We start from the raw sequence: 22,890 nt of genomic DNA, 5'->3' as shown, positions 1-22,890 counted from the left end.
CAAAATTCAATACTTTCCACACTGATGAAGTGACTTGATTTCTCTGTGTCCAAGTTACTTAATAATCCTGCCAATACATTCAAGCGTATTGAGAATTCATTTAGGTTTATACTCTTCAGTTCCATTTTTTAAAAATTTGTTTTTTACTTTTACAACCTTTAAATCTCATATTTTAAGTATCTTTGGATTGTCATTTTGCGTGGTATTCGCATATTCTTTTCCGCAAATCCTGCTTATTTTTTCTTAATAATTCAAAGAAATAAGTACGTTATTTGTAAGACTGTCCTTTTGAATATAAAAAGGGTGCCTCAGCAACCCTCCTTTATCGAGATAAAGCACCAAATAAACTGCAATATTTTATCATTATATTTCGAAAAGGTTGTCTCTCTCTACTTTACAAACTCTAACAGCGAAATTTTTATACCATTCTGTTTTACCTCTGTCTTGTGCAACTTTATGTGCTGAATGTTCCTTCCAATTCTTTATTGCATCTAGAGATTCCCAGTATGACACAGTGATTCCTAGCCCCTCATCACGAGCACTTTCTACGCCTAAGAAACCTTGCTGTTGAGAAGCTAACTCTTCCATTTTGTCTGACATTTTCCCATAACCTTTGTCACCTTCAGTTCGCTGTGAAGAAAATATCACTGCATAATACGGTGGTTGAAGAGTTTTTGCAATCCCATTCATTTTTTGTCCTCCTAATAAATCGAATTTTGAGACATTTATATCTTCTGAATTTTAACATAATTTCCGGTTTTTTTGTTCAACTAGCCTGCTCCCTTTGTTGAATAAGAAAAAGACTGCCACAGCAAATGAACATACTATTTCCCAGACAATCAATGTGCCTTAAATTGGCCAAAGTCATGCCCGTAGAGGCTACATGTCAGGCGTACGCAATATTAGATTACATCCACTCAAAATTGTTAAGTGACAATAAACAAGTGGCTTAAAATTATTTTCTATATATTATTTGGAAAATTCAGATTATTAAATTGACTTTAGTAAATATTTCAAGATATGATGAAATAAACTCGGCATTATTATGAATAAGGTTTTCATTTTTGAGAGGAAGCTAAAATTTACTCAAACTTGTTATATTTAAATTAAATGAAGGAGGGGAAAAATTGAAAAGATCACTTAGTATTATTTTTACTTTGGCTTTACTTTTAAGTATGATTTCGGACACTTCTTTTGCATATAATATTAAAGAAGAGGCTGATGTTGTTTATTTAAATGGCAATATTTATACAGCGGATAATAAATTTTCAAAAGCAAAAGCACTGGCAATCAAAGGGCAGAAACTCATCTATGTCGGTAATAAAGGTCAAGCTAAGAAATACATAGGTTCAAATACAAAGGTAATTGATTTAGAAGGGAAAACTGTGATTCCAGGCTTAAATGATGGACATCTGCATTTTCCAAGTATGGGTATGAATTTACTCCAAATTAACGGTTTTAATAAACAGAAGGAGGAGATATTAAACCTAGTGAAGGAAGAAGCCAATCGCCGAGAGCCAGGGGAATGGATTTTAGGATATGGTTGGAACCATGAACTTTGGCCGGATAAGAAATTCCCAACGAAAGAGGAGCTTGATGCTGTTGCACCTGATAATCCGGTTATGCTTCAAAGAGTCGATGCGCACTCTATTTGGGTGAACTCCAAAGCACTGGAAATCGGCGGCATCACGAAAGACACCCCCGATCCTCAAGGTGGAGAGATATTACGGGATGCCAATGGGGAACCAACTGGGGTCTTGATTGATACAGCGGGCATATCAGTTACATCAAAGATTCCACCGTACAGTACTGAGCGTATAGAGGAAGGCCTGTTAAAAGCTCAGGAAGAATTATTTGCAAATGGGATTACAAGCGCAACAGATGCTGGTACACATCTAAGTTTTATAAACGACATGAAGAATTTATATAAGAGTGGCGATTTAAAAGCTAGATTAAATGTTATGGTAGCCAATGGTAAAGATGGAGAAAGAGGAGAAAGCCTGGAATATTATTATAAAAATGGGCCGGAGATTGGTTTGTTTGGAGACCGTTTAACCGTAAGATCTATAAAACTTGTTGGTGATGGTTCCCTAGGTTCCCGCAGTGCGGCCCTTTTGGAGGACTATAGTGATCGAGCAGGACATAAAGGGAACTATAGGTTTACAGATGAGGAGTTATATAGACTTGTTAAAGAGGCTCGTAAGTATGGCTGGCAGGTAGCTACCCATGCAATAGGTGATGGTGCTATTCTTCAAGTGCTTAACACCTACGAGAGAGTATTAAAGGAGGATCCGTTGGTAGATCATCGCTGGAGGATCGAACATTTCCAAATAGCAAACGCGAACGAAATTGACCGCATTGCCAAGAGTGGCATTCTGCCTTCCATGCAGCCAGTACATGCAACTTCTGATAAAAATAGGGCTGAGGATCGAGTTGGACCCGAGAGAATAAAATACTCTTATGCGTGGCGAAAGGTTATTGATGCTGGGTCGCATATTATTGGAGGTTCAGATGCACCTGTAGAGTTGGTCAACCCTTTCCATGGATTATATGCAGCCATCACACGTATGGACCGTGACGGAAATCCTGCTGAAGGGTGGTATCCAGAGGAAAGTATGACAAGGGAGGAAGCTATTAAAGCATTTACAATCTGGGCAGCGGAAGGAAGTTTTGAAGAGAAAATCAAGGGCTCTTTGGAGGCTGGAAAGTTAGCTGACTTTATAGTAATTGATAAAGATCCTATGAAATGCCCAGAAGAACAATTAAAAGATATTCAAGTACATACTACAGTATTGGGTGGGGAAGTGGTATATAAAAAATAGTATCAACAAAAAAATCTATTGAGACTACTGATAGCATCAGTAGTCTTTTTAATATGCATTCTTTGTAGCTTAATAAAAAAGAGTTTGATAAAAGAAAGTAAAGCGCCTATTAGTTCAATAAGAAAAGGTTGTCGTAACCCTGTTTTTAGAGTAAAGCATCCTTATCTTGTTTTCCTTTTATGTACTTTAAAACACTATATAACTGATTAGAACCGATACGTGCCATATCAGTAAAAGGGCAGGAGGTATAGCCGTTATGTCATATATATTATTATAAGTCGAAGATGTTGCTACATCGGTTGGTGTTGCAACTTCATACCATTCGGAAGTAGAGTGTTATGTTTGAACAACATGGTTACCCGTTTAGCAGAAACCATCAAGGCTCTTAATGTATAATGATGAAGAAGTAGCTATGTTAAAACCCCTTGTGACAGTTAAGAAACAGAAAATACTAGTCTTGAAAACACTGTTTTCCAAGGAAGTTGTGAATGGACCGATCGATAAAGATATCGCCAAATTAGGCGGACGTCACGGACGCACACACGATCATTGGCTCGAAACACGCATTCTATAATAATACGCTCGGATACGGCAATATTGAAACGACGACGCATTCGGAACAAGCAGAAATGGCAAATGAGATATTGGACACAATTGACGGTGTTTCAACTAAAAACCAAGACCTTGCGGACGACTTCAAAGAAATCAAAAAATATACGGCGATTGCTATGAAAGAAGAAGACCAAAACGCATATATTCAACTTCACCGAATGTTTCACGATTTGGATATTTACTTCAACGGCTATTCATACAACCAAACATGGGGTGTTTCGGTATTCATGGGGGAATAAATCTTCCGTGTTTTCTTTTAATATAAAATAGTGTTTCAGTATCATTAACAACACTTACCATAAAAACCAGTGGGCTTGAAGTGATAAGATGGATTAGAGGTGGTAACTTTGTTTATTTCTCCAATGCTATTGCACAAAACAGAGCAAACCTTCGAGAAAAATGATTTAATAACTGAGCTCGAGGTCACAACTAAATTTCCTAATTATGTAAATATCCCATTTGGAACTATACTGGACAGTGAAATAATCATGACTGACCAACAATGTAGGCCTGATTTTGAAGCAATGATGCAAAGATTTCAATCTAAGGAATAATCAAAACATACTATACAATAAGCCATCGAAATATATAAACTATGGGGCTGATTAACATTAGCAGCTCGTAAAAGTAGTTCCCGGACGTTTTCGATCATATGAACGAGTGATTAAAACGTTTAGAGAATCGTTATACAACAGCAAATACAAGTGCGGCGCGACTTCTTTGGCTATATGTACGGATCTTGGCGCAATTCTATGTCGAGAGTAGCCCGCCCGATAATCATTACGACTGGCTGGAAAGCTAGAGGGATACATACGCTTATGGATAACAAAAGATGTGTAGTACGTGCCAGGTGGGATGATATTACCTGTTTAACTCCGTTATTCGAAAAGAATAAAACTAACGCTGACTATTTATTGCGACCAGTGTTTAAAAGCAATCTGTTAAAGCTACCTTACAGTTCGCTATTCATTTGAAATCGAAAGTAAAATAGGAGGAACTTTGGGATGAAAGAATGGGTGTTGAAAATGTTTCTAGAATCATCGGGCAACTTAATCGAATTAATAACCGTTACTCTGATAGCAGGGCTAATCGGTTTCGTAATCATATGCATTCGTGGTCTTTTTTACAGAGCGTTGGACTTCTTTTCAATACCGGTTGGTCGGTTAATAGAGAAATTGTTTAATAGAAACTAGATATGGCCTTTTAGTCCGATTAAATAATTTCTCGATCGCTTATTTCTTCCTAGCTAGAATATATGATAGTCCTACGGAAGTCGATAGTAGTGGCGTAAGCTGCGATTTATATGACGACTTTTTTTACATAAGCTTTTCTTATTGAACTAACAGAGCGATAGTTTAACACGATAAAATATAAGATTTAATAACCGAATGAAATAATGTTTTTAAGTTTGTAGGGATCTGCATATCCAAAAGAACGAATCTTTAAAAAGGATAAAGAATTGTCTCCACTTGATCCATTAATAATGACTGGGGAAGCTCCAATTTGAGCATGAGTTTATGATCGACAGGCTACGAACAAGTCCGTTCCGTGGTGGCTTACCTTACAGGGGATGTCGAAGGTGCAAAAGAGGTACAGCTTAATCTCCCTGAAATAGGAGTTTGCAGTACGAATCTAGCTTCTAGTTGCTACGATTCAATTAGTTCTTGCTATGGCAGTCCTGTTTTAGCGAGATTGGAAATTAAATTCTTGATGCGAATAAAACAAAAGATCAGTCTGGTCTTTTCCTATACAAACTGGTTGCTTTGAAATAAAAATATAATACCCATCTAATCATTTTTTTGTGTATCTTGATATTTGTAGTTCTTGTTGTAATTGTTCTCCGGCACATTACTATATACTTAGTGTATTTCAGGTGTCGGTCTATTATAGGGGGAATAATTTTGGCTATTATATTTCTTTACTATCATCCAATCTTACATTTACATTAACGACATAAATGCACCACCAATACCTCCAGTCACTACAATAGCCCAAGGAGGCAATTTCCAATAAACTAGCATACTAAATAATATCGCAGCGAAAGCAAAGTCAAGAGGAGCTAATATCGAACTGTTCCAGATAGGATTATAAAATGCTGCAATCAAGATGCCTACAACGGCTGCGTTAACTCCCATAAAGGCCCCTTTTATCTTAGGGTTACGGCGTAAGGAAGGCAAAGTACCTACATGCAGGTAAGAAAATAGCAATAGTGGCTAACAAACCACCTTGCCAGCCGTTTATAACGGTACCTAAATAGGCAGCAAACGTAAATAAAGGACCTGGCACAGCCTGTGTCGCACCATACCCAGCTAAGAATGTTTCTTTATCTAACCATCCAGTTGGTACAAATTCACGTTCAAGTAATGGCAAAACAACATGGCCGCCACCGAAAACCAAAGAACCAGATCTAAAAAAACTGTCAAACATGGCAATCCAATTTAAAGCAGTGACTTCTCTTAATATAGGTAAAAGAATAAGCAATCCGAAAAATAACGTTAGACATAACACTGCAAAACCGCGGGAAATAGGAAATTCCATTTTAGCTTGATCAATTTCATTATGATTTCTATACAGGAGGATGCCAAGGAGTGCAGAAATGAGGATGACTCCTACCTGAGCAAATGCGGTTTGCCATAGCAACGTACCTACCAATGCAAATAGTGCAATGGCTTTTCTTTTTAAATCAGGAGTCAGGTTTGTTGCCATGCCCAAAATGGCTTGGGCAACAATGGCGACTGCTACAATTTTTAATCCGTGTAACCAACCATCATCACCTATATTTAATCCTTGAAGCAGTAAGGCAAAGAAGATAAGGGCGATAACCGAAGGAAGTGTAAATCCGATAAAAGATACAATGCCACCCAAGAGTCCTGCTCGCATCACGCCAATGCCGATTCCTACCTGGCTACTAGCTGGGCCAGGCAAGAACTGGCACAAAGCCACTAAATCAGCATAATTTTTTTCATCTATCCATTTCCTTCTTCGAACATATTCTTCATGGAAGTACCCTAAATGAGCTATGGGTCCTCCAAAAGATGTCAGCCCAAGCCTAGTTGAAACGAAAAGGATTTCTAAAAGTGCTCGAACACCCCTGTTATTGTTCTTTTGCATTTAGCAATTTCCTCCTTTGTCATTATTAGATTTCCTTGAAGAGTTCATATGCTGTATTCCTAGCCTCCATAAGGACCATATCTCCTTTTTCAGTGGTGTATAATTTTCCTCAACATTTCTTTCTTCTTTTATTAGAAGCCGATCTTACCCCATAGAGTGTAGGATAGGGTAGAGGGTACCAGAGCTGATATTATAACCATGTTCCTTAAGTTCTTCGGCATCCATACACCAAAAATCGGATGTTCCTTGGCATGGAGTAAAATGTGTATCTGAATAAATCCAAGGGAAATTTTCCGCAATACATATCTTCCAATTTTTTACCTCTGAAGAATAAAAACCACGATATGGATTTTAAATATCGATATTTAAAGTATAATAATCAAAACATATTATTTTCCAAAGCAAACTAGAAAATTTACATAATCTTAACATCTGATCTTGACCATTAATCCAAGTCCATGGTTAATTTTTTTTAAAAAAAACAAAATCCTTTTTATTAACACTCATTCTTGTAATTTGGCAGCCAAAGGGATTGTCGATTGGATGGTCAGCTTGTGGCGGTGCGGTTTTAGCTTTACTTGTTGGGGTGGTGGATTTTACAGATGTAATAGACGTGACTTCAATTGTCTGGAACGCAACGCTCGCCTTCATCGCCATTATCATTATCTCCCTTATTTTGGATGAGATAGGCTTTTTTGAATGGGCGGCTCTACATATGGCTAGAGCGGCCAAGGGAAATGGAGCAAGGATGTTTGTCTATGTAAGTATTCTTGGTGCTCTTGTTGCTGCATTCTTTGCAAACGACGGAGCGGCACTTATCCTTACACCGATTGTATTAGCAATGGTCCGTGCCTTGAAATTTAGTGATAAAATGATTTTCCCATTTATCATAGCTAGTGGCTTTATTGCCGATACAACCTCATTACCTTTAGTGGTAAGTAATCTTGTAAACATTGTCTCCGCAGACTTTTTCAATATCAGTTTTGCTGAGTTTGCATCAAGAATGATCGTACCAGACCTCTTTGCACTGGTAGCAAGTATCTTGGTTTTATACCTGTTTTTCCGTAAAAGTATACCGAAAAATTATGATGTATCACAACTTAAAAAACCAGTGGAAGCTATTCAAGACCAAAGAATGTTTCGACTGTCTTGGGTTGTACTAGGAATTTTACTTATTGGTTATTTTTCAAGTGAATTTATTGGGGTACCTGTATCTATTATTGCAGGAATTGTCGCTATTTTCTTCCTAATGATGGCTAGAAGGAGCCCAGCTGTCAACACGAAAACTGTTATTAAAGGGGCTCCATGGGCAATCGTTTTTTTCTCAATTGGAATGTATGTAGTGGTTTACAGCCTACGAAATGTTGGATTAACAAATGTATTAACGGATTTAATCCAAGTTACCGCCGATCAAGGGTTATTTGCAGCAACCATTGGGATGGGATTCATTGCCGCCATTCTCTCATCGCTTATGAATAACATGCCAACCGTGATGATTGATGCCCTTGCCATTTCCGACACCAATACAACTGTCGTGATTAGGGAAGCCCTTATTTATGCAAATGTCATCGGTTCGGACTTGGGCCCGAAAATTACACCGATAGGTTCTTTGGCTACATTATTGTGGCTACATGTCCTTTCATTAAAAGGCGTGAAAATCTCATGGGGAACCTACTTTAAAACGGGAATCATCTTAACCATTCCAACATTGTTCATCACATTAGTTGGCTTATATATATGGCTACTCATTATTCACTAAACATATAATTTTACTTATAAAGGAGAGAAACAACATGACTAAAAAAACACTTTACTTTTTATGTACAGGTAACTCTTGCAGAAGCCAAATGGCAGAGGCATGGGGCAAGAAATATTTAGGGGATAAATGGCAAGTGCTTAGTGCAGGAATTGAAGCCCATGGGTTAAATCCAAATGCCGTAAAGGCAATGAATGAAGTTGGATTGAATATTTCCAATCAATCATCAGATAACATCGACACTGACATTTTAAATAATGCAGATTTTGTTGTGACTTTATGTGGTGATGCAGCTGACAAATGTCCAATGACGCCACCGCATGTTAAACGTGAACACTGGGGCTTTGATGACCCAGCAAACGCGGAAGGAACAGATGAAGAAAAATGGGCTACTTTCCAACGTGTTCGTGATGAAATCGGAGCAAGAATTGAACGTTTCTCTAAAACAGGCGTATAAATAACATTGAAAAGCCGCGAATGATCTCTCGGCTTTCGTTTTATACAAAGTATAAGTAAATGATTATATATAAAGGGGAGAGGAGCAATTGATGAAAGTTGAAATCTTTGATCCTGCAATGTGTTGTTCAACTGGTGTTTGCGGACCAAGTATTGATCGTGAATTAACAAGAGTGGCTTCAGTTGTTTATTCTTAAAGCCATTACTACAATCATCAAAGAATCAAGGTGAAATTAAAAGGCATGAGTCCGGTAGAATACCGGATTCATGCCTTCAAGGCTGCTTAATTAAATACACTGTCTAACTTTTTGGGTTCACTTCAATTTGGCAGCTTTTCTTAATTAAATTTTAATATCAACCTTAGCATCTTTTTGAAGCTCTTCCACATGTTTCACAAGCTTTTCTTGTTGCTTTTGTTGCTCTAGTCGCTTCTTGATTTGCGGCTTCATTTCTTCAAGTTTCTGTGCCTCTTGCCCACTTGCCTTCGCTTGCTCCTTAACCTGGTCGTAATACTTTTCAATTTCTTCATCTGTTGCTTCTTCTACTTTAATCTCTTTATCAACGTACTTCGTATATGGAATATTTTCAGCGATCTGAGTTTTCAACTTTTCCAAATTCAACCCTGCTTGTTTCATCGCTTCATTAAATTTCTCATCATTCTCGTATCGGCCTTTCATTTCTGCAAGTTGCTTTTCGATTTCATCCTTGGAGGCTGTGTAGCCCTTTTTATCAGCAGCTTGAAGCAGCAGTCTTTGCCCCACTAAAGAATTGATCGTTTGCTCTTTAATTTGTTCGGCTACTTTCTTCGAGGTTGGATCTTGTCCCAATTGTTGCATCTGCATTTGTATCGTAGACAGCATGCTATTATATTCCGCACCTGAAATTTTCTCGTCATTGACGATGGCCACCGTTTTCTTTTCATCTATTTTTTGCTTGTCTAGTTTCTTCTGCAATTCTTCCATCTGTTTTTGCTGATCCTCAGTTGTTTTAGCCGTCTCTTTCTCGTCATTTTTTTTACCAGCTTCATCGTTCGAACCACAAGCTGTTAAAACAACTGCCAATAATCCAATAACGATAGGGTACAATAGTTTCTTCATATCCGTTCTCCTCTCGTATTCGAAACTAAAAAATCATCTAATGCGCATTATAATGGAAGTTCCTTTTAAAACAAAATATAATTATGTTTTTTTCCAAAAACAGGAAAACAGTATAGGCATTACCTAATTTTAAACCTGCAATTTTCTTGGAAACTGAATCAATTTACCCTTCATCGATTCAATAAGCTGAAAAGAGATAGTAAGGCCGACATAAACGAACAAAAGAGAAAGCATTTCGATCCATCCATAGCGGAGCCCTTCTTAGACTATTTTAAGAGCAAAGATCTAATTTGTATAACAAGATACACATAGAAGCACCAGGGATTGTATGTATGAGAAAAAGGTACTTATTGGAAGATTAACTACTGAGAAATCAGCAATTTTTTTTGGTTCTGTCAAAATTCAATCCTTTTCATAATCCTGTAAATTATTGTGTGTATTTGATAAATAAATTTCTTTTCATACTTTAAAAAAACTTTTAAATTAGTATTACTGAATTATTATTTGGAAGAAAAGGAAATCCAGCAAAACATCCTTGAATTGTCTTGTATATAGATATAAGTATCTACTATACCTATATTATACATAGTATAATATACCTAATAATTAGAATGTAGTTCAGGAGGAAATTCATTGTTTTTTAAGAGATTCAATTCACCAAAAGAAAGCATAGTTAACATAGCCGGGAATGCTAAATTGGATATACCTAGGGGGACGGAGATTGAAAATCAGGTGCAAATGATTGGCCTAACTAAAGAGGATCTTCGAATCATGAACCGTTTACAACCCTTTATCATTGAGAAAATTGATAAAATTGTAAATGAGTTTTATAATAATTTAGAAAATGAACCTTCCTTATTGACCATCATCCATGATAAGAGCTCTATTGATCGATTAAGAAAGACGCTTAAAAAACATATTTCAGAAATGTTTGATGGGGTTATTGATCAGACTTATTTCGAAAAAAGGATTCGGATTGCCCAGATTCATGTCAAAATCGGTCTTAAAACAAAATGGTATATGTGTGCCTTTCAGGATTTGCTCCTTTCTCTCACAACTATCATTGAAGAACAAATAGAAGATCGAGTGGAAGCTTTTCTGGCTGTAAAGGCTGTGACTAAACTTTTAAATCTGGAACAACAATTAGTACTGGAAGCGTATGATTCTGAAACGGAAAGATTGAGAGAACAAGGCGAGGAACAAAAAAAATGGATGAAGGAACGTGTGGCAAATTCTTCAGAAAATCTTGCGGCGATTTCCGAAGAGACAAATGCATCCTTCCAACAATTAAGGGTTCAGTCCCATAAAATAGTTTCTCTTGCAAACAATGGGACAGCTTTATCGGTGCTTGCAGAAAAACGAGCTGGAAAAGGGAAAAATCAGCTAAGCAAACAAAATGACACGATGGTGAATATCCATCAATCGGTCAATGATATATCAGGTGATGTAGAGGTTTTGCTCGAAATTTCGAATAGGATGCAGGTTATTGTGAATATAGTAACAAGCATAGCCGAACAAACAAATTTATTAGCTCTAAATGCGGCAATTGAAGCAGCACGAGCGGGTGACTCTGGAAAAGGTTTTGCTGTTGTAGCTGGAGAAGTTCGTAAGCTTTCCGAGGAAACTAAAAAGTCAGTAACAAACGTATCCACTTTAATCATAGAGACGAACGCCCAAGCTGGAAAATTAACAAACTCTCTCGAAAACATTAGGGAGGCTGTAAAAGATGGTAATGAAAGCATGAAAGAAACGGAAAATCATTTTGAACAAATACTAAGAACGATGGGTGAAACGAAATTTCAAAATGACAAGATTGAAAATGAATTAGTTTCCTTTGTGAATGTGGTGAATGAATTAAGTCAAGCATTTGAAGAAGTAACATTATCTGCCGATAGCCTTACCATGATTACACAAGAAATGAAGTTTGATGGAGGTATAGACATTGAGAGTTAAATCAAGAGTGCCACTTGAATTGGTGGGGTATTTAAAGTTGGCGGATGCCGTCATCATTACGGATTACCATCATCGCATCGTAGATATTAATGCGTATTATGAGCAAACCACAGGGTATTCAAGAGACAACATCATTGGATTTAAGGCTGGATTTTTAAAGTCAGGGTTAACACCTCCGTGTACCTACACGTCCCTTAAGAGAGAATTAAGGAAGGGGAATCCTTGGTCAGGGGTCTTCACCAATCGAAAGAAATCGGGAGACATTTGGCATTCCTCGATTACAATCACTCCGATTCATATAGAGAATCATGTGTATTTTGTTGGGGTTTTTCGCGAATTGGAGCAATTGAAAGAAGGCATTTATCTTTCGGAAAACAAAAGAGTCGAGAACCAGAGAGAATTGTTAAAGGTCCTTGCTATTTCATGCGAAATCCGAGATCCTGGCATCGAAGAGCATTTATTGAGAGTACAAAACTTAACCGAGCAGCTGGTTCTGGCACATAATCAACGAAACCATTTAGAACTATCTAAAAGCTATATTAACCATATTGCTCATGCAAGTATTTTACATGACATCGGGAAAGCGGATATTCCTGAAGGGATTTTATATAAACCAGGTCCATTATCTCCATACGAACGGAAAATCATTGAGATGCATCCATTAATGGGAGCAGATATTTTGAATAAGATTTCAAGGGAAATAAACAATGAGGTGATCAGCAGTCTTGAAGTGGCTGAAAACATCATCACCTACCATCATGAAAAATGGGATGGAACGGGATATCCTCATCGTTTGAAAGGTGAAGACATTCCATTTGAAGCTAGAATCGTAGCCATTGTGGATGTTTTTGATGCATTGATCAGCAGGAGGCCTTATAAAGATTCATGGTCAGTGGAGCGCGCGTTATCTTACATAAACGAACAAAAGGGAAAGCATTTCGATCCATCCATAGCGGAGACATTTTTAGACTATTTTAAGAGCAAAGACCTGATTGTATATCAAGATACATAATTGAAAGGGGAAACTGCTGAGAAATCGGCAGTTTTTTTGTTTTTATTTATTTGTTGTGGCTCTGTTAAAGAGTAGCGCTTCTGCACTGAACAGAAATACTTATTATGCCATGAATCCAAAGTCATCTAGTTTAACTTCTTTCTTATTAAAATCCAGCAACTAAACTATTTCTGATGAAGAAATGGAATCTATTAAGGAATATGTCACTGGTGTTGGTCCAAACTTTAATAAAATAGACGGAAAATTTGTGGGAACGGCTAGAAATCATGAACTTAAATTCCACTATCCAATAGGTAATCCCCCGAGTTATTAGAAAGAGATCAGGAAAGGATTTTTTGATATCATACACAGACCATCTTCTATTGTTTTCTTTACTTTCCTTTCATATAAGATTAATACTCTACTAATATTTTCACCTTATGATGAAGGTAGAACTGATCTTTATAGGATGATCTTCAATAAAATGTAAGCAATTTTGTAATACTAATATATATCCAATTTTTTTCGATGAATAACAAGTAAACTTGTTTACAGTAATGGTTTTTTGCATAGTTTTTTTAGCGATAGCTTTATCCCTATAAAACAGTTACTAGAAGAGAATGGGAGATTTTTTATGAAGAATCAAGAACCACATGAAGGCTTGGATAGAAGGGATTTTATCAAGATAGGAGGAATGAGTACACTTGCCTTAACACTTGGATTCGCTGGGATTTCAGATGATTTATTTAGTACCACAGCACTCGCTGAAGACAAAGATGACATTACTCTTCAATTTAATCGTAATGGAAAATTAAAAATCGTTCAATTTAATGATACACAAGATGATGAACGTATTGATCGTAGAACATTACAGCTTATGGAGAAAGTGCTTGATACAGAAAAACCTGATTTTGTTGTGCTTAATGGAGACATTATTACGGGTGGATGCGATACATCTATGGAGATGAAACAAGCCATTAACAATGTCGCACATCCTATGGAACAAAGAGGAATCAAGTGGGCTATTACCTTTGGAAATCATGATGAAGATTCTACCCCGAAGGGCGGTCTTAATGAGGAAGACATGCTCAAAATCTATCTTTCTTATAAATACAATATGAACAAGCCTACCGTCGAAGGTATTACTGGGACAGGTAACATGAATTTACTTATAAAGGATTCAAAAGGAAAAAAGGCAGCTTTCAACCTCTGGCTTCTTGACAGTGGAAGATATGCGCCAAAAACTATTGCGGGTCAAGATTTCCAAGGATATCCGACGTGGGACTGGCTTCGTTTTAATCAGGTAAATTGGTATTATGAGACGTCAAAGAAACTAGAGAGAAAATGGCGAAAAAAAATTCCTTCACTCGTTTTCATTCATATTCCTCTTTGGGAACACAGGTTTATGTGGTATGCGAGCGTAGACCAAAGAACAGACTCTAATCATGAGATTGCTGTTAAAAAGCATAGTATAGTAGGAGAAAGAAATGAAGAAGAGTGTATGGGACCAATCAACGGGGGACTGTTTTCAGCGATGCTGGAGAGAGGCGATGTCAAGGGAGTTTTTTGCGGTCATGATCATATAAACACTTACGTAGGTAATTATTACGGAATCCTGCTTGGTTATGCGGGCAGTACTGGGTTCGGTGCTTATGGTCTGCCGGGAGCAGAAAGGAACAGACTACGCGGAGCCAGAGTATTTAATCTTGATGAAAATACACCTGAGGTTCTAGTAGAAACTCACATGGTATTCGCGAAGGACTATGGCATCGACTTGACAGCTAATGATCAGAGTATTGATCCTTTGCCTTTAGAAAACAACAAGAAAATTAAAAGGTAAAGCGGTAAAGAGGTTTTAAAGAGTTAATTGCATTTACTTGATTTTGGACAGAATTGTCCCATTAAATAACGAAATTATTCATTTATCCTTATCAAATCATAATCTTGTAATACTACAAAAAAGGATAGATAAAGCTGATTAAGTTCCGTTTTTATCTATCCTTCTATCTTAACTTATATAATTTGTGACATTATTTATTACTTCTTTGTTATCAAAATGAAAATTTCAGATGTTTTTCTTTTTACATGGTCTAGTACTAGTTCATTACATTTCTTTATTCTTACCTCTTTTAAAGTAATACAAGACTAGGGTGATCGAAATCATTAATACTAGAATAAACCTTACATCATCCGAAGCCTGCAACACATGTGTCACTGAATAGGCCTCGATAAAGAGGGCAGGCAGTTTTCCAATGGATGTAGCGATGAAGAAGATTATGACGCCCGTCTTACTTATTGCTGCTGTAAGATTAATTACACCGGAAGGTATGAAAGGAAGGAGTCTAAGCATTAGGATCATCCAAAATGCATGCCATCCTTGTGACTTTTGTAGTTGTTTTAACCATCGGTTCTTCAAAAATTTCGGTTTGAAAGTTTGAAAGCCTTTTCGATATAACCAAAAGCTAATTACTGCTCCTGCAATTTCTCCAATGTAAGATAAAATTAATCCCTTTTCAAATCCAAATACAGTGATATTGGCGACAGTAATAAACACACTTGGAATAAATCCCAGTACACTAATTAAAATGTTTAATAATACACTTACGGCAATGGAAAATGGGCCACTTGATAATAATGCTGCAGAAATGATCTCCATATCAATCAAACAGAACTCCATTTATAACCGATACCCCAAACTGTTTTCAAATGTTGGTCTACTGGAAAACCGACATGGCGCAATTTCTCTCGAATATTTCGGATATGAGAATCGATGGTTCGATCTTCTGTATCCGTTTTGAATCCCCATATAGTCGATAGCAGATGATCTCTAGAGTACACTTTGTTAGGGTATTTTAGAAGTAACCCTAACATGGAGAATTCTTTTGGTGTTAACGGGATGGCCTTAAATTGATAATGCGCTTCATAAGCAGATTCATTTAAAGCTATTCCGTTAAATTTCTCATATCCCACTGGATGATTGCGTAACCGTCGTGTCACAGCTTCAATTCTGGCAAGTAAAACTTCTTCATTAAAAGGTTTAGTTACATAATCGTCGGCTCCCTTTTTTAATCCTTTTACCATTTCTTCTGCCGCATCACGAGCGGTGAGCATGATAATGGGAACATCAGAAAACGCTCGGATTTTTTCACACGTTTCCCATCCATCCATTTCAGGCATCATCACATCTAGAATGACCAAGTCAGCCTGATTTTGCCTTAAGTACAAAAGCGCTTCATGTCCAGAGTTCTTTTTCATACATGTATAGCCGTGAGGTGAAAGGTATAATTCTATAAGATCAAGCATTTTCTTTTCATCATCAACTAGAACTACTGTCTTCATTTTTTTTCTCCTTAAATATGATAGTGAAGCACGTACCTTGCTCCATATTGCTTTTAACTGAAATGGTTCCTCCTTGAACTTCCACTAATTGTTTAACGATAGAGAGCCCCAAACCAAATCCGCCAGTAGCTCTAGCGCGTGATTTCTCGACACGGTATAAACGATCAAAAACATGGGGGATGTCTGCCCTCGGAATTCCTACTCCTTGATCTATTATAGAGATGGATATACTGCCAATTGATTCAGTGGCTTTGATAGTAGTGACCGTATATTCATTCGAGTATTTTAGCGCATTGTCCAATAGGTTAAGAAGAACTTGTTCAAAACGGGAAGGATCAATAACCATAAATAAATTATTCTTACACTCCAGATTTAATTGTATATTTTTATTCGTAAAAGCAGGTAACACTTTTTCATAAACGGATTGCAGGAATGAAGAGAGATGGACGGTTTCTTTTGATATCGTAAATGTATTAACATCCATTCTTGCTATATTGAATAGTTCATCTAATAAAAGGTTTAGTCGTTGGGATTCTTCATGGATGATCTCTAAGTATTGTGTTCTTTCTGGTATATCTAAATCTTTTCGCCGTGCAATATCAGCATAGCCCTTAATATACGTTAGTGGTGTGCGGAGTTCATGAGAGATACTTGCCAAAAATTCATTACGTTCCTTTTTTAAATAGTTTAACTCATTAGCCAAGCTTTGAATGGACTGTGCAAGTTCCCCTAATTCATCTTTTGAACGTACAGGTACAGATACAGAAAAATTCCCTTTGCTTAGTTTGGTCGTTGCTTCTTTCATCGTAATTAGAGGTCTAGTCAAGGCTTTTGATAGAAAATAAATGGTTATAAGCATAAAGAAAAGGAGCAATAAAGTTGCAAAGAGAAAATGTTTGTTCAATTGAGAGATTAAATCTTCAACATCTCCGGTATTTTTTAACATATAGACATAGCCTTTATTTTCTTTATCACTGTTAAATGGTGTTACGGTGGCTATATATCTTTCTTCCTTCCAACTTGATTGGATGATTAGACCTTTTCTAGGTACTTGGGAGAGGTCCTTTTTTAGGATTTTCTTCATTCCACTATTGACCTTTTCAGACGATAAAAGTATATCGCCTTTTGTATTCGTAATCACAACATCTGTATCGGTATGTGATTCCATCAGGCCGATGTGATGAAGAGTTGAATTGTCATAAGAGATTTCTAACACGTCACGATGACTATTGCCACGTGACTTTAGTGATTCTAATTCTTGATTGATACGAGAATGAACTACTTTATTATGTAAATAAATCATGGAAACAGTTTCTATCAAGAAAATGCAAACAAACATCCATAAACCTAACTTAAAAGAGATTTTCAGTGTATTCACCTTCTTATTTATTGAGATCAGTGTATCGAAAAAGTATGAAGAAAGTATGCAGATTTTTATATACTTCATCCAATTACAAAGTTAAATAAAATAGAAATTAACATTCTCTGAGACATAGTTACTTAAACAACGATAATCCGAAGTGTGAATGGTTGCAAGAGAGGACATGAAATTTCCTACATGGCAGGGCTGAAAAATAAAACTGCCGAGAAAATCGGGAGGGTGGGATTGTTTTAACCTATACAAAATGTTTTGTGTTAAGGAAACATTTTGTTGTGATTGAATAGAATGTAAAAAAAGGAGCTGATTCATATGAGTTGTACAAACCGTACGCAAAGAAAAATAATAGTTTATTCCGCTTTATTTAAAAAAATGGGCATTCTCAATGAAGAGGAATACAAAAATATCGCGAAGACTTTTCAAGCTAAGGATTGAGAATTGGGTATTCATAGGTTTTTATTTCACATTGAACAGGCTGTAAAACCCCCACCTTAATTTTCCAATAAGGCGGGGGACAGTTTGTAAATCCACATTTGTTCATATATTGGATTGTGGTTACATAAAAGGATATATATGTTATGTTAAAGTGATTCATATAATATGAAGGATAAACGTCGCTGAAAAGAAAAGGAGAGAGATAGATAGAATGAACGGAATGCTTGATAAATATTTGTATACATCCTATTTAATCCTAATAGTTTTCAGTTATGTACTGATTGGAATCATTTTTTATATTGTTTATAAAAAACAAGAAGATGCGCCAAAGGTATGGAAGGCTTTATTTGTCTTGCTAATGGGGATCTTCTCTTTTAGTTTAACTTTTAATCTATCGGATAAGGTGATTGGGGTGCCAATTTTACCTTTAGGGGTGGCCCTCCTATCATGGTTCTTGAGAAGAAATGGAAATGAAGAGCGTTGGCAGCGATTCCGTCGATTTGCTTGGCTTGGTTTCTTTTCGAATTTCATCTTTTTGGCTACCTCATTTTTAAACACGCCGCTGGAAGCGCTTATGTTCCCGAAGAACGAACCTTCAACATATATAATGGACGTCGAAAAAGCTTCGCTTATGGCAACTCACCCAAACACTAAAGAGGTCACTTTGAATAAAGAAGGGCTACAAAGACAAATGAACAAGATGAAACAAAAAAAAATCGAAAGCGAATCTTGGTATTATGGCATCAAAGAAGAGAGCGGGTATAAAGAAATATTCCCTTATATTCTGACAGGGACAGTTCCCAAAAAAGGAAGAGGTCTTGAAACACTCATTTTTATTGAAGAGGATGGAAAGGGTCTCCTGATTACACCTAATAAAGGGCGTCAGTCTTACTACAGGTTAGATGAATCTATTTTGACTGGAGGTGTGGAGGGTGACTAAAAAATCAAAAATGATTGTGTTAATTACAGCGGTTATATTGATAGGAGGTCTCCTTTTATTTGTTCGATTCCCAAAAGAACCGAAACCCTTCCTATCGGATAAGCAAATTATTAAACGAATAAACTCATTCTTCTCTGATGCGCAACCAAAGGTCATTCAGAAAAAAATCTTTTTAGATGATACACATGTGTTTGTCCCCTTTATTAGCGAAGATAATGGATATGGGATGAGCTTCTGGGTCTGGAAGGACAATAAATGGAGAGCAGCATCGGTGAATAATGGCGGTCAGCCACAGGTTTGGATTGGAGAAGAAAAATCATTGATCATGTGGAATATGGATCCAAGAGATGACGTTTCCGAAATCAAGGTTTTTATTAGAAAAGATAGGGGTTTTATGGTATCGGCTGGAATAGCCACCTATCAACCAGGAATAGAAATGATGCACAGCATTACGCTACAGGGAAAACCGTACGGAGTTGAAAAATATCCGGACAATTGGCGTATACTTATGAATCATTATGAAAAACTACAGGCAGAAGATGGACAGAATGAATTTTTTCAATTTAACGACTCATTACAATTGGCAAATGATTTTTATGATAAGGATGGGAATGAGGTATTTCCAGAGCACTCCTCTAACAGTAATAGCTATACAACTGGAAATAATTATGTGGATTTTCCTTTCCTTATTCATGTGGAAGAGGTTGAGTTGGAGGGGACTTATTGAAAAGGGGCTGCCAAAATTGGCAGCCTTTTTGCTGTGTTTATTGATTGTATGAAAACTATTATTCTTATATAGATTAAGAATAGTTTTTTAGAAGGAGTTGCGTGTGGTGCTTTTTATCATGAGTCCAAAGGGTCTGGGAATCGGCAGTTTTCTTAATGGATTGGAAATCGATGGTTTTTTGGTGAGGAAAAGGCAAGTTTTGTTGTGATCCGATGGTTTTCTCTGCGATAATAGAATAAATGAATAGGAAAAGGAGTTACAAAGGATGGCAGAGGACTTTAAGATTCCCGGCTTAAAAGTTGATGAGATCGATAAGAAGATCATTTCGATTTTACATGAAGATGCACGAATTTCATATACAGATTTAGCAAAGAAAGTGGATCTTTCTAGAGTAGCGGTTCAAATGAGAATTAATCATCTTGTTGAAAACGGTGTGATTGAAAGGTTTACAGCGGTCATTAATCCAGCTAAGGTCGGTATTCACGTTTCTGCGTTTTTTAATGTTGAGGTCGAGCCTAAATACTTGGAATCGGTGGCCAATCAACTAGAGAATGAACCAGCGGTGACGAGTTTGTATCATATGACTGGTCCAAGCAAGCTTCATATGCATGGGATCTTTACTGATAATCAAGAGATGGAACGCTTTCTGAATGAAAAGTTGTATGCGGTCATGGGGGTTGTGAGCGTTGATTGCCAAATTCTCATTAAACGTTATAAGAGCCGGATGGGAATGAAACTTTAACATAAAAAAAATCCACCTCAAATGGTGGATTTTATTATTTATGTGTGAGGGATGACAAAACCGCCGTATGCAAAGGCAAGAATGATCACGAAGGCTGGATGAATTTTGAACTTGCCTAAAGCTAAGAAGGCCAATCCAGCGATGATAAAGGAATGGATGTAACCGATGGACCCGACTGCATCAGCGGCCATATTCCAGGTAAGCAATAGCATCATGATGGCAATCACAGGCTGCACAAGTAAGGACATACCTTTTACGATGGGAGATTGCTTGTATTTTTGCAGGATCTTTAATAAATAAATTAAGGCTACTGCGGAAGGGATGATTGTACCAGCTAATGCAGCGAAAAATCCTGGCCAGCCATATACATCATATCCTACATATGCGGCAATTTTGGTGGCAATCGGTCCTGGAAGGGAATTACCTAGCGCGAGCATTTGTGAAAATTCGGAATTATCGAGCCAGCCATAACGATTGACAATTTGATCGTACATGAGGGGAATCGAAGCTGGACCCCCACCATAGCCGAGCATATTGGCTATGAAAAAAGCTAGAAAAACAGCGACACCAATAGGGATGATAAAAAGTCCCATTACGCGGATTCCTCCTTCTTATCAATCTTCTTATTTCTCAATCTATTTTTTAATTTAAAATGAAACGCCCCATATAAAAGGAATATCATAATTACTATACCTGGATGCAGGGTTAGGACTTGGAGAAGTAAAAAAGAAATAGCAAAAAAGACGATACCGAGCACCTTTCCTAATCCTTTTACTGCCTTTTCGCCAAACTCATAAGCCATTTGACCGAGCATGACGGCAATAACTGGCATAACAGCAGCAATCATATTACTAATTATTGCTGAATTACTTAGAACATTAATGAAGGCAATCAAGAATACCATTGCCAAGCCTGAAGGTAAAATATGAGCTGCAACACTTACAAAGGCACCCTTCCATCCTTTTAATTTATAGCCAAGATACGCTGCCATCTTTGTGGCAATCGGTCCTGGGAGTGTATTGGCTATTGCCAATGTTTCCCCAAATTCATCATCGTCAAGCCATTGATAACGGGAAACAGCTTCGTGACGGATGAGAGGAATTACAGATGGTCCGCCACCGAATCCTAAAGTCCCCGTTCGCATCATCCCAACAGTTAATTCCTTATATGGATTTTTCACAATGATTCCTCCTATTTTTGTATTAAAATTAAGAATTAATTTCCATGATTATGTATTTATAATAACAAAACTAGTTTCGAAATGTACATGTAATTTTGATAAATATTACGAAATGAATGATTTTCTTGTGTTTAATAAGATAATAGGAAATATAAATGAAAAAAATATTATCTTTTTGTCTGAAAAAGGAGCAATTGAATTAGGTATGAAGAAGAAACAAGTTATAATACAATTAGGGTTAGTTTTTTTGAAAATTCAAATAAATAAAAAGGGAAACTTTTATGACTTAATCCATAATTGGAACGAAAAGTATGGTGGTAAGCCCTCTTTATCTGGCAGGAAATAATATTCTCGAAAATGGAGGGAATGCCTTTGTTGCTTCAATGATTGAAAGGTAATATTTCAGCTATGTTACATCAGTTGGGTGATTCTTCAGTAATGGTCTCGTCTTTGAATCTAGTTCCATCCTCAGCCTTTCGGTACACATTAATCAAAGCTACGTTGTCGTCTTGCCACTTAACCTCGAAGTTATCGATGGTTGCTAAAAAAAAACCCATCAAATTCCTTATATTTCTCCAACTTGCTACCGTATTCTCCGTAATAAATTCGTAAGGAAGAGTATCCATAGTTTATCTTCTTATCCTTCTCATCTATAGTTCTGGTGCTTATTTCCTGAAGGTCGATGATATGTACTTGATTTGGAGAATGACTTGTCAAAAAAGAAAAACCACTAATAGGAGAAGATTTAGAAACTGATTCTTTCCATTCATCCGTAGTTGAACAGCCAAAAAGAATGGCTGTTATTCCTGTTGAAATCATTAATTTAAACAGTATGCTTGCCTTCATTCCTGTCTCCTTAAATATAAGAATTCTTCCTTAACTAACCTGCTCTTTGAATATACCGTATATAATATAATAAAATGCATATCATACCTTGTTTAACTAAAATACAACAATCTATACGAAAACAGCCTTTGATAAAGAGGCCTTTTTTAATTTTGTTCAGCAAACGGGCCATTTAATGGAATAGGACTTCTAAACAAAACTGGATATTCATGTTAATATCGGTATGAGATTGTGAAGAAATGTACTTAAACTAAACCAGCTAATAGTTTGTCAACATTTTTCAATGAAAACTTAAAATATTTCATGCTATACTAAATTTGTGCATGCCAAATAACCTTCCAATGAACTATATTTGGAAAGTTTTGTACTATTTAGTTATACTTTAAAATTAAGCTATATCTTGGAAAGTTGAGTTATTTTGTAATAGTGCATAAATCCATTGTAGAAGCTTATTGGCACATGCTATCACAGCTACTTTAAAGGGCTTTCCTTCTTCACGTTTCTT

Annotated in this window: 21 protein-coding genes and 7 pseudogenes; 18 read left to right on the top strand and 10 right to left on the bottom strand. The window is 36.7% G+C overall.

Features of this window, described 5'->3' with window-relative positions:
• Window positions 1–363: 363 nt before the first annotated feature.
• The gene (locus ACQKMR_RS14315; protein ID WP_427697887.1) at window positions 364–690 is read right to left on the bottom strand and encodes an antibiotic biosynthesis monooxygenase family protein; all 327 of its coding nucleotides are present in this window, start codon (window positions 688–690) and stop codon (window positions 364–366) included.
• Window positions 691–1,127: 437 nt separating this feature from the next.
• Here ACQKMR_RS14315 and ACQKMR_RS14310 point away from each other — a divergent pair, with 437 nt between their 5' ends.
• The 6 genes and pseudogenes from ACQKMR_RS14310 to ACQKMR_RS14285 all read left to right on the top strand — a co-directional run.
• Window positions 1,128–2,822 carry an amidohydrolase gene (locus ACQKMR_RS14310; RefSeq protein ID WP_427697886.1) on the top strand — a complete coding sequence of 565 codons (1,695 nt, stop codon included), beginning with the start codon at window positions 1,128–1,130 and terminating at the stop codon, window positions 2,820–2,822.
• 412 nt (window positions 2,823–3,234) lie between these two features.
• On the top strand, window positions 3,235–3,396 hold the full coding sequence (locus ACQKMR_RS14305) for a hypothetical protein (protein ID WP_427697885.1): 162 nt from the start codon (window positions 3,235–3,237) through the stop codon (window positions 3,394–3,396).
• Between the two features lie 55 nt (window positions 3,397–3,451).
• Complete coding sequence (locus ACQKMR_RS14300; RefSeq protein ID WP_427697884.1) at window positions 3,452–3,673, top strand: hypothetical protein; 222 nt, start codon at window positions 3,452–3,454, stop codon at window positions 3,671–3,673.
• Window positions 3,674–3,781: 108 nt separating this feature from the next.
• Entirely contained in the window at window positions 3,782–3,988 is a 207-nt protein-coding gene (locus ACQKMR_RS14295; protein ID WP_427697883.1) for a hypothetical protein, read from the top strand.
• A 450-nt stretch (window positions 3,989–4,438) separates the two neighbouring features.
• The gene (locus tag ACQKMR_RS14290; RefSeq protein WP_427697882.1) at window positions 4,439–4,627 is read left to right on the top strand and encodes a hypothetical protein; all 189 of its coding nucleotides are present in this window, start codon (window positions 4,439–4,441) and stop codon (window positions 4,625–4,627) included.
• A gap of 328 nt (window positions 4,628–4,955) precedes the next feature.
• Window positions 4,956–5,201, top strand: a pseudogene (locus ACQKMR_RS14285) (hypothetical protein); the annotation flags it as partial.
• A 173-nt stretch (window positions 5,202–5,374) separates the two neighbouring features.
• Here ACQKMR_RS14285 and chrA read toward each other — a convergent pair.
• Window positions 5,375–6,545, bottom strand: a pseudogene (gene chrA / locus ACQKMR_RS14280) (chromate efflux transporter).
• 25 nt (window positions 6,546–6,570) lie between these two features.
• A pseudogene (locus ACQKMR_RS14275) lies at window positions 6,571–6,859 on the bottom strand (PadR family transcriptional regulator).
• A gap of 176 nt (window positions 6,860–7,035) precedes the next feature.
• Between ACQKMR_RS14275 and ACQKMR_RS14270 the strand changes: the two are divergent.
• From ACQKMR_RS14270 to ACQKMR_RS14255, 4 genes and pseudogenes are all read left to right on the top strand, one after another.
• Window positions 7,036–8,304: pseudogene (locus ACQKMR_RS14270) on the top strand (arsenic transporter); the annotation flags it as partial.
• Window positions 8,305–8,338: 34 nt separating this feature from the next.
• Window positions 8,339–8,758: an arsenate reductase (thioredoxin) gene (gene arsC, locus ACQKMR_RS14265; RefSeq protein ID WP_427697881.1), complete on the top strand. Its 420-nt coding sequence runs from the start codon at window positions 8,339–8,341 to the stop codon at window positions 8,756–8,758.
• 88 nt (window positions 8,759–8,846) lie between these two features.
• Window positions 8,847–8,951, top strand: a pseudogene (locus ACQKMR_RS14260) (arsenic metallochaperone ArsD family protein); the annotation flags it as partial.
• Window positions 8,952–8,957: 6 nt separating this feature from the next.
• Window positions 8,958–9,044 (top strand): annotated as a pseudogene (locus tag ACQKMR_RS14255) (IS3 family transposase); the annotation flags it as partial.
• 54 nt (window positions 9,045–9,098) lie between these two features.
• Here ACQKMR_RS14255 and ACQKMR_RS14250 read toward each other — a convergent pair.
• Window positions 9,099–9,854, bottom strand: coding sequence for a SurA N-terminal domain-containing protein (locus ACQKMR_RS14250; RefSeq protein WP_427697880.1), 756 nt, complete (start codon window positions 9,852–9,854; stop codon window positions 9,099–9,101).
• A 633-nt stretch (window positions 9,855–10,487) separates the two neighbouring features.
• Between ACQKMR_RS14250 and ACQKMR_RS14245 the strand changes: the two genes are divergently transcribed.
• The 3 genes from ACQKMR_RS14245 (at window position 10,488) to ACQKMR_RS14235 (ending at window position 14,638) form a co-directional block, all read left to right on the top strand.
• A complete protein-coding gene (locus ACQKMR_RS14245; protein ID WP_427697879.1) occupies window positions 10,488–11,807 on the top strand; it encodes a protoglobin domain-containing protein in 1,320 nt (439 codons plus the stop codon).
• A complete protein-coding gene (locus ACQKMR_RS14240; RefSeq protein ID WP_427697878.1) occupies window positions 11,797–12,819 on the top strand; it encodes an HD domain-containing phosphohydrolase in 1,023 nt (340 codons plus the stop codon). Before ACQKMR_RS14245 ends, ACQKMR_RS14240 begins: the two co-directional genes overlap by 11 nt.
• A 613-nt stretch (window positions 12,820–13,432) precedes the next feature.
• Entirely contained in the window at window positions 13,433–14,638 is a 1,206-nt protein-coding gene (locus ACQKMR_RS14235) for a metallophosphoesterase family protein (RefSeq protein ID WP_427697877.1), read from the top strand.
• A 264-nt stretch (window positions 14,639–14,902) separates the two neighbouring features.
• On the opposite strand, the gene ACQKMR_RS14230 is transcribed toward ACQKMR_RS14235, so the two are convergent.
• Genes ACQKMR_RS14230 through ACQKMR_RS14220 form a run of 3 tightly spaced genes read right to left on the bottom strand, consistent with a single transcriptional unit; the run spans window position 14,903 to window position 17,440 of the window.
• Window positions 14,903–15,454: a TVP38/TMEM64 family protein gene (locus ACQKMR_RS14230; protein WP_427697960.1), complete on the bottom strand. Its 552-nt coding sequence runs from the start codon at window positions 15,452–15,454 to the stop codon at window positions 14,903–14,905.
• A 5-nt stretch (window positions 15,455–15,459) separates the two neighbouring features.
• Window positions 15,460–16,137 carry a response regulator transcription factor gene (locus tag ACQKMR_RS14225; RefSeq protein WP_427697876.1) on the bottom strand — a complete coding sequence of 226 codons (678 nt, stop codon included), beginning with the start codon at window positions 16,135–16,137 and terminating at the stop codon, window positions 15,460–15,462.
• Window positions 16,115–17,440, bottom strand: a complete 1,326-nt coding sequence (locus ACQKMR_RS14220) for an ATP-binding protein (RefSeq protein WP_427697875.1) — start codon at window positions 17,438–17,440, stop codon at window positions 16,115–16,117. The genes ACQKMR_RS14225 and ACQKMR_RS14220 overlap by 23 nt, the downstream gene beginning before the upstream one ends.
• A 721-nt stretch (window positions 17,441–18,161) precedes the next feature.
• Between ACQKMR_RS14220 and ACQKMR_RS14215 the strand changes: the two genes are divergently transcribed.
• From ACQKMR_RS14215 to ACQKMR_RS14205, 3 genes are all read left to right on the top strand, one after another.
• Window positions 18,162–18,890 carry a hypothetical protein gene (locus ACQKMR_RS14215; RefSeq protein WP_427697874.1) on the top strand — a complete coding sequence of 243 codons (729 nt, stop codon included), beginning with the start codon at window positions 18,162–18,164 and terminating at the stop codon, window positions 18,888–18,890.
• Window positions 18,883–19,617: a hypothetical protein gene (locus ACQKMR_RS14210; RefSeq protein ID WP_427697873.1), complete on the top strand. Its 735-nt coding sequence runs from the start codon at window positions 18,883–18,885 to the stop codon at window positions 19,615–19,617. Before ACQKMR_RS14215 ends, ACQKMR_RS14210 begins: the two co-directional genes overlap by 8 nt.
• Before the next feature lie 265 nt (window positions 19,618–19,882).
• Entirely contained in the window at window positions 19,883–20,359 is a 477-nt protein-coding gene (locus ACQKMR_RS14205; RefSeq protein ID WP_427697872.1) for an Lrp/AsnC family transcriptional regulator, read from the top strand.
• Window positions 20,360–20,397: 38 nt separating this feature from the next.
• Here the strand turns inward: ACQKMR_RS14205 and ACQKMR_RS14200 are convergent, their stop codons facing one another.
• Together ACQKMR_RS14200 and ACQKMR_RS14195 are read right to left on the bottom strand one after the other, a co-directional pair.
• On the bottom strand, window positions 20,398–20,952 hold the full coding sequence (locus ACQKMR_RS14200) for a chromate transporter (protein ID WP_427697871.1): 555 nt from the start codon (window positions 20,950–20,952) through the stop codon (window positions 20,398–20,400).
• The gene (locus ACQKMR_RS14195; protein WP_427697870.1) at window positions 20,952–21,539 is read right to left on the bottom strand and encodes a chromate transporter; all 588 of its coding nucleotides are present in this window, start codon (window positions 21,537–21,539) and stop codon (window positions 20,952–20,954) included. Before ACQKMR_RS14195 ends, ACQKMR_RS14200 begins: the two co-directional genes overlap by 1 nt.
• 1 nt (window position 21,540) lies before the next feature.
• On the opposite strand from ACQKMR_RS14195, the gene ACQKMR_RS14190 reads away from it, so the two are divergent.
• Both ACQKMR_RS14190 and ACQKMR_RS14185 read left to right on the top strand, forming a co-directional pair.
• Window positions 21,541–21,885: a hypothetical protein gene (locus ACQKMR_RS14190; protein WP_427697869.1), complete on the top strand. Its 345-nt coding sequence runs from the start codon at window positions 21,541–21,543 to the stop codon at window positions 21,883–21,885.
• Window positions 21,851–21,925, top strand: a pseudogene (locus ACQKMR_RS14185) (hypothetical protein); the annotation flags it as partial. The gene ACQKMR_RS14190 and the pseudogene ACQKMR_RS14185, both read left to right, overlap by 35 nt.
• A gap of 142 nt (window positions 21,926–22,067) precedes the next feature.
• On the opposite strand, the gene ACQKMR_RS14180 reads toward ACQKMR_RS14185, so the two are convergent.
• Window positions 22,068–22,385, bottom strand: coding sequence for a hypothetical protein (locus ACQKMR_RS14180; RefSeq protein WP_427697868.1), 318 nt, complete (start codon window positions 22,383–22,385; stop codon window positions 22,068–22,070).
• Window positions 22,386–22,890: the final 505 nt, after the last annotated feature.

The sequence above is a fragment of the Peribacillus sp. NPDC096540 genome (assembly GCF_050278525.1).
In the GTDB taxonomy this organism is placed as follows: Bacteria; Bacillota; Bacilli; order Bacillales; family DSM-1321; genus Peribacillus.
The sequence above is the reverse complement of the archived record's forward strand: the minus strand, read 5'-3'. Positions and strand labels throughout refer to the sequence as shown.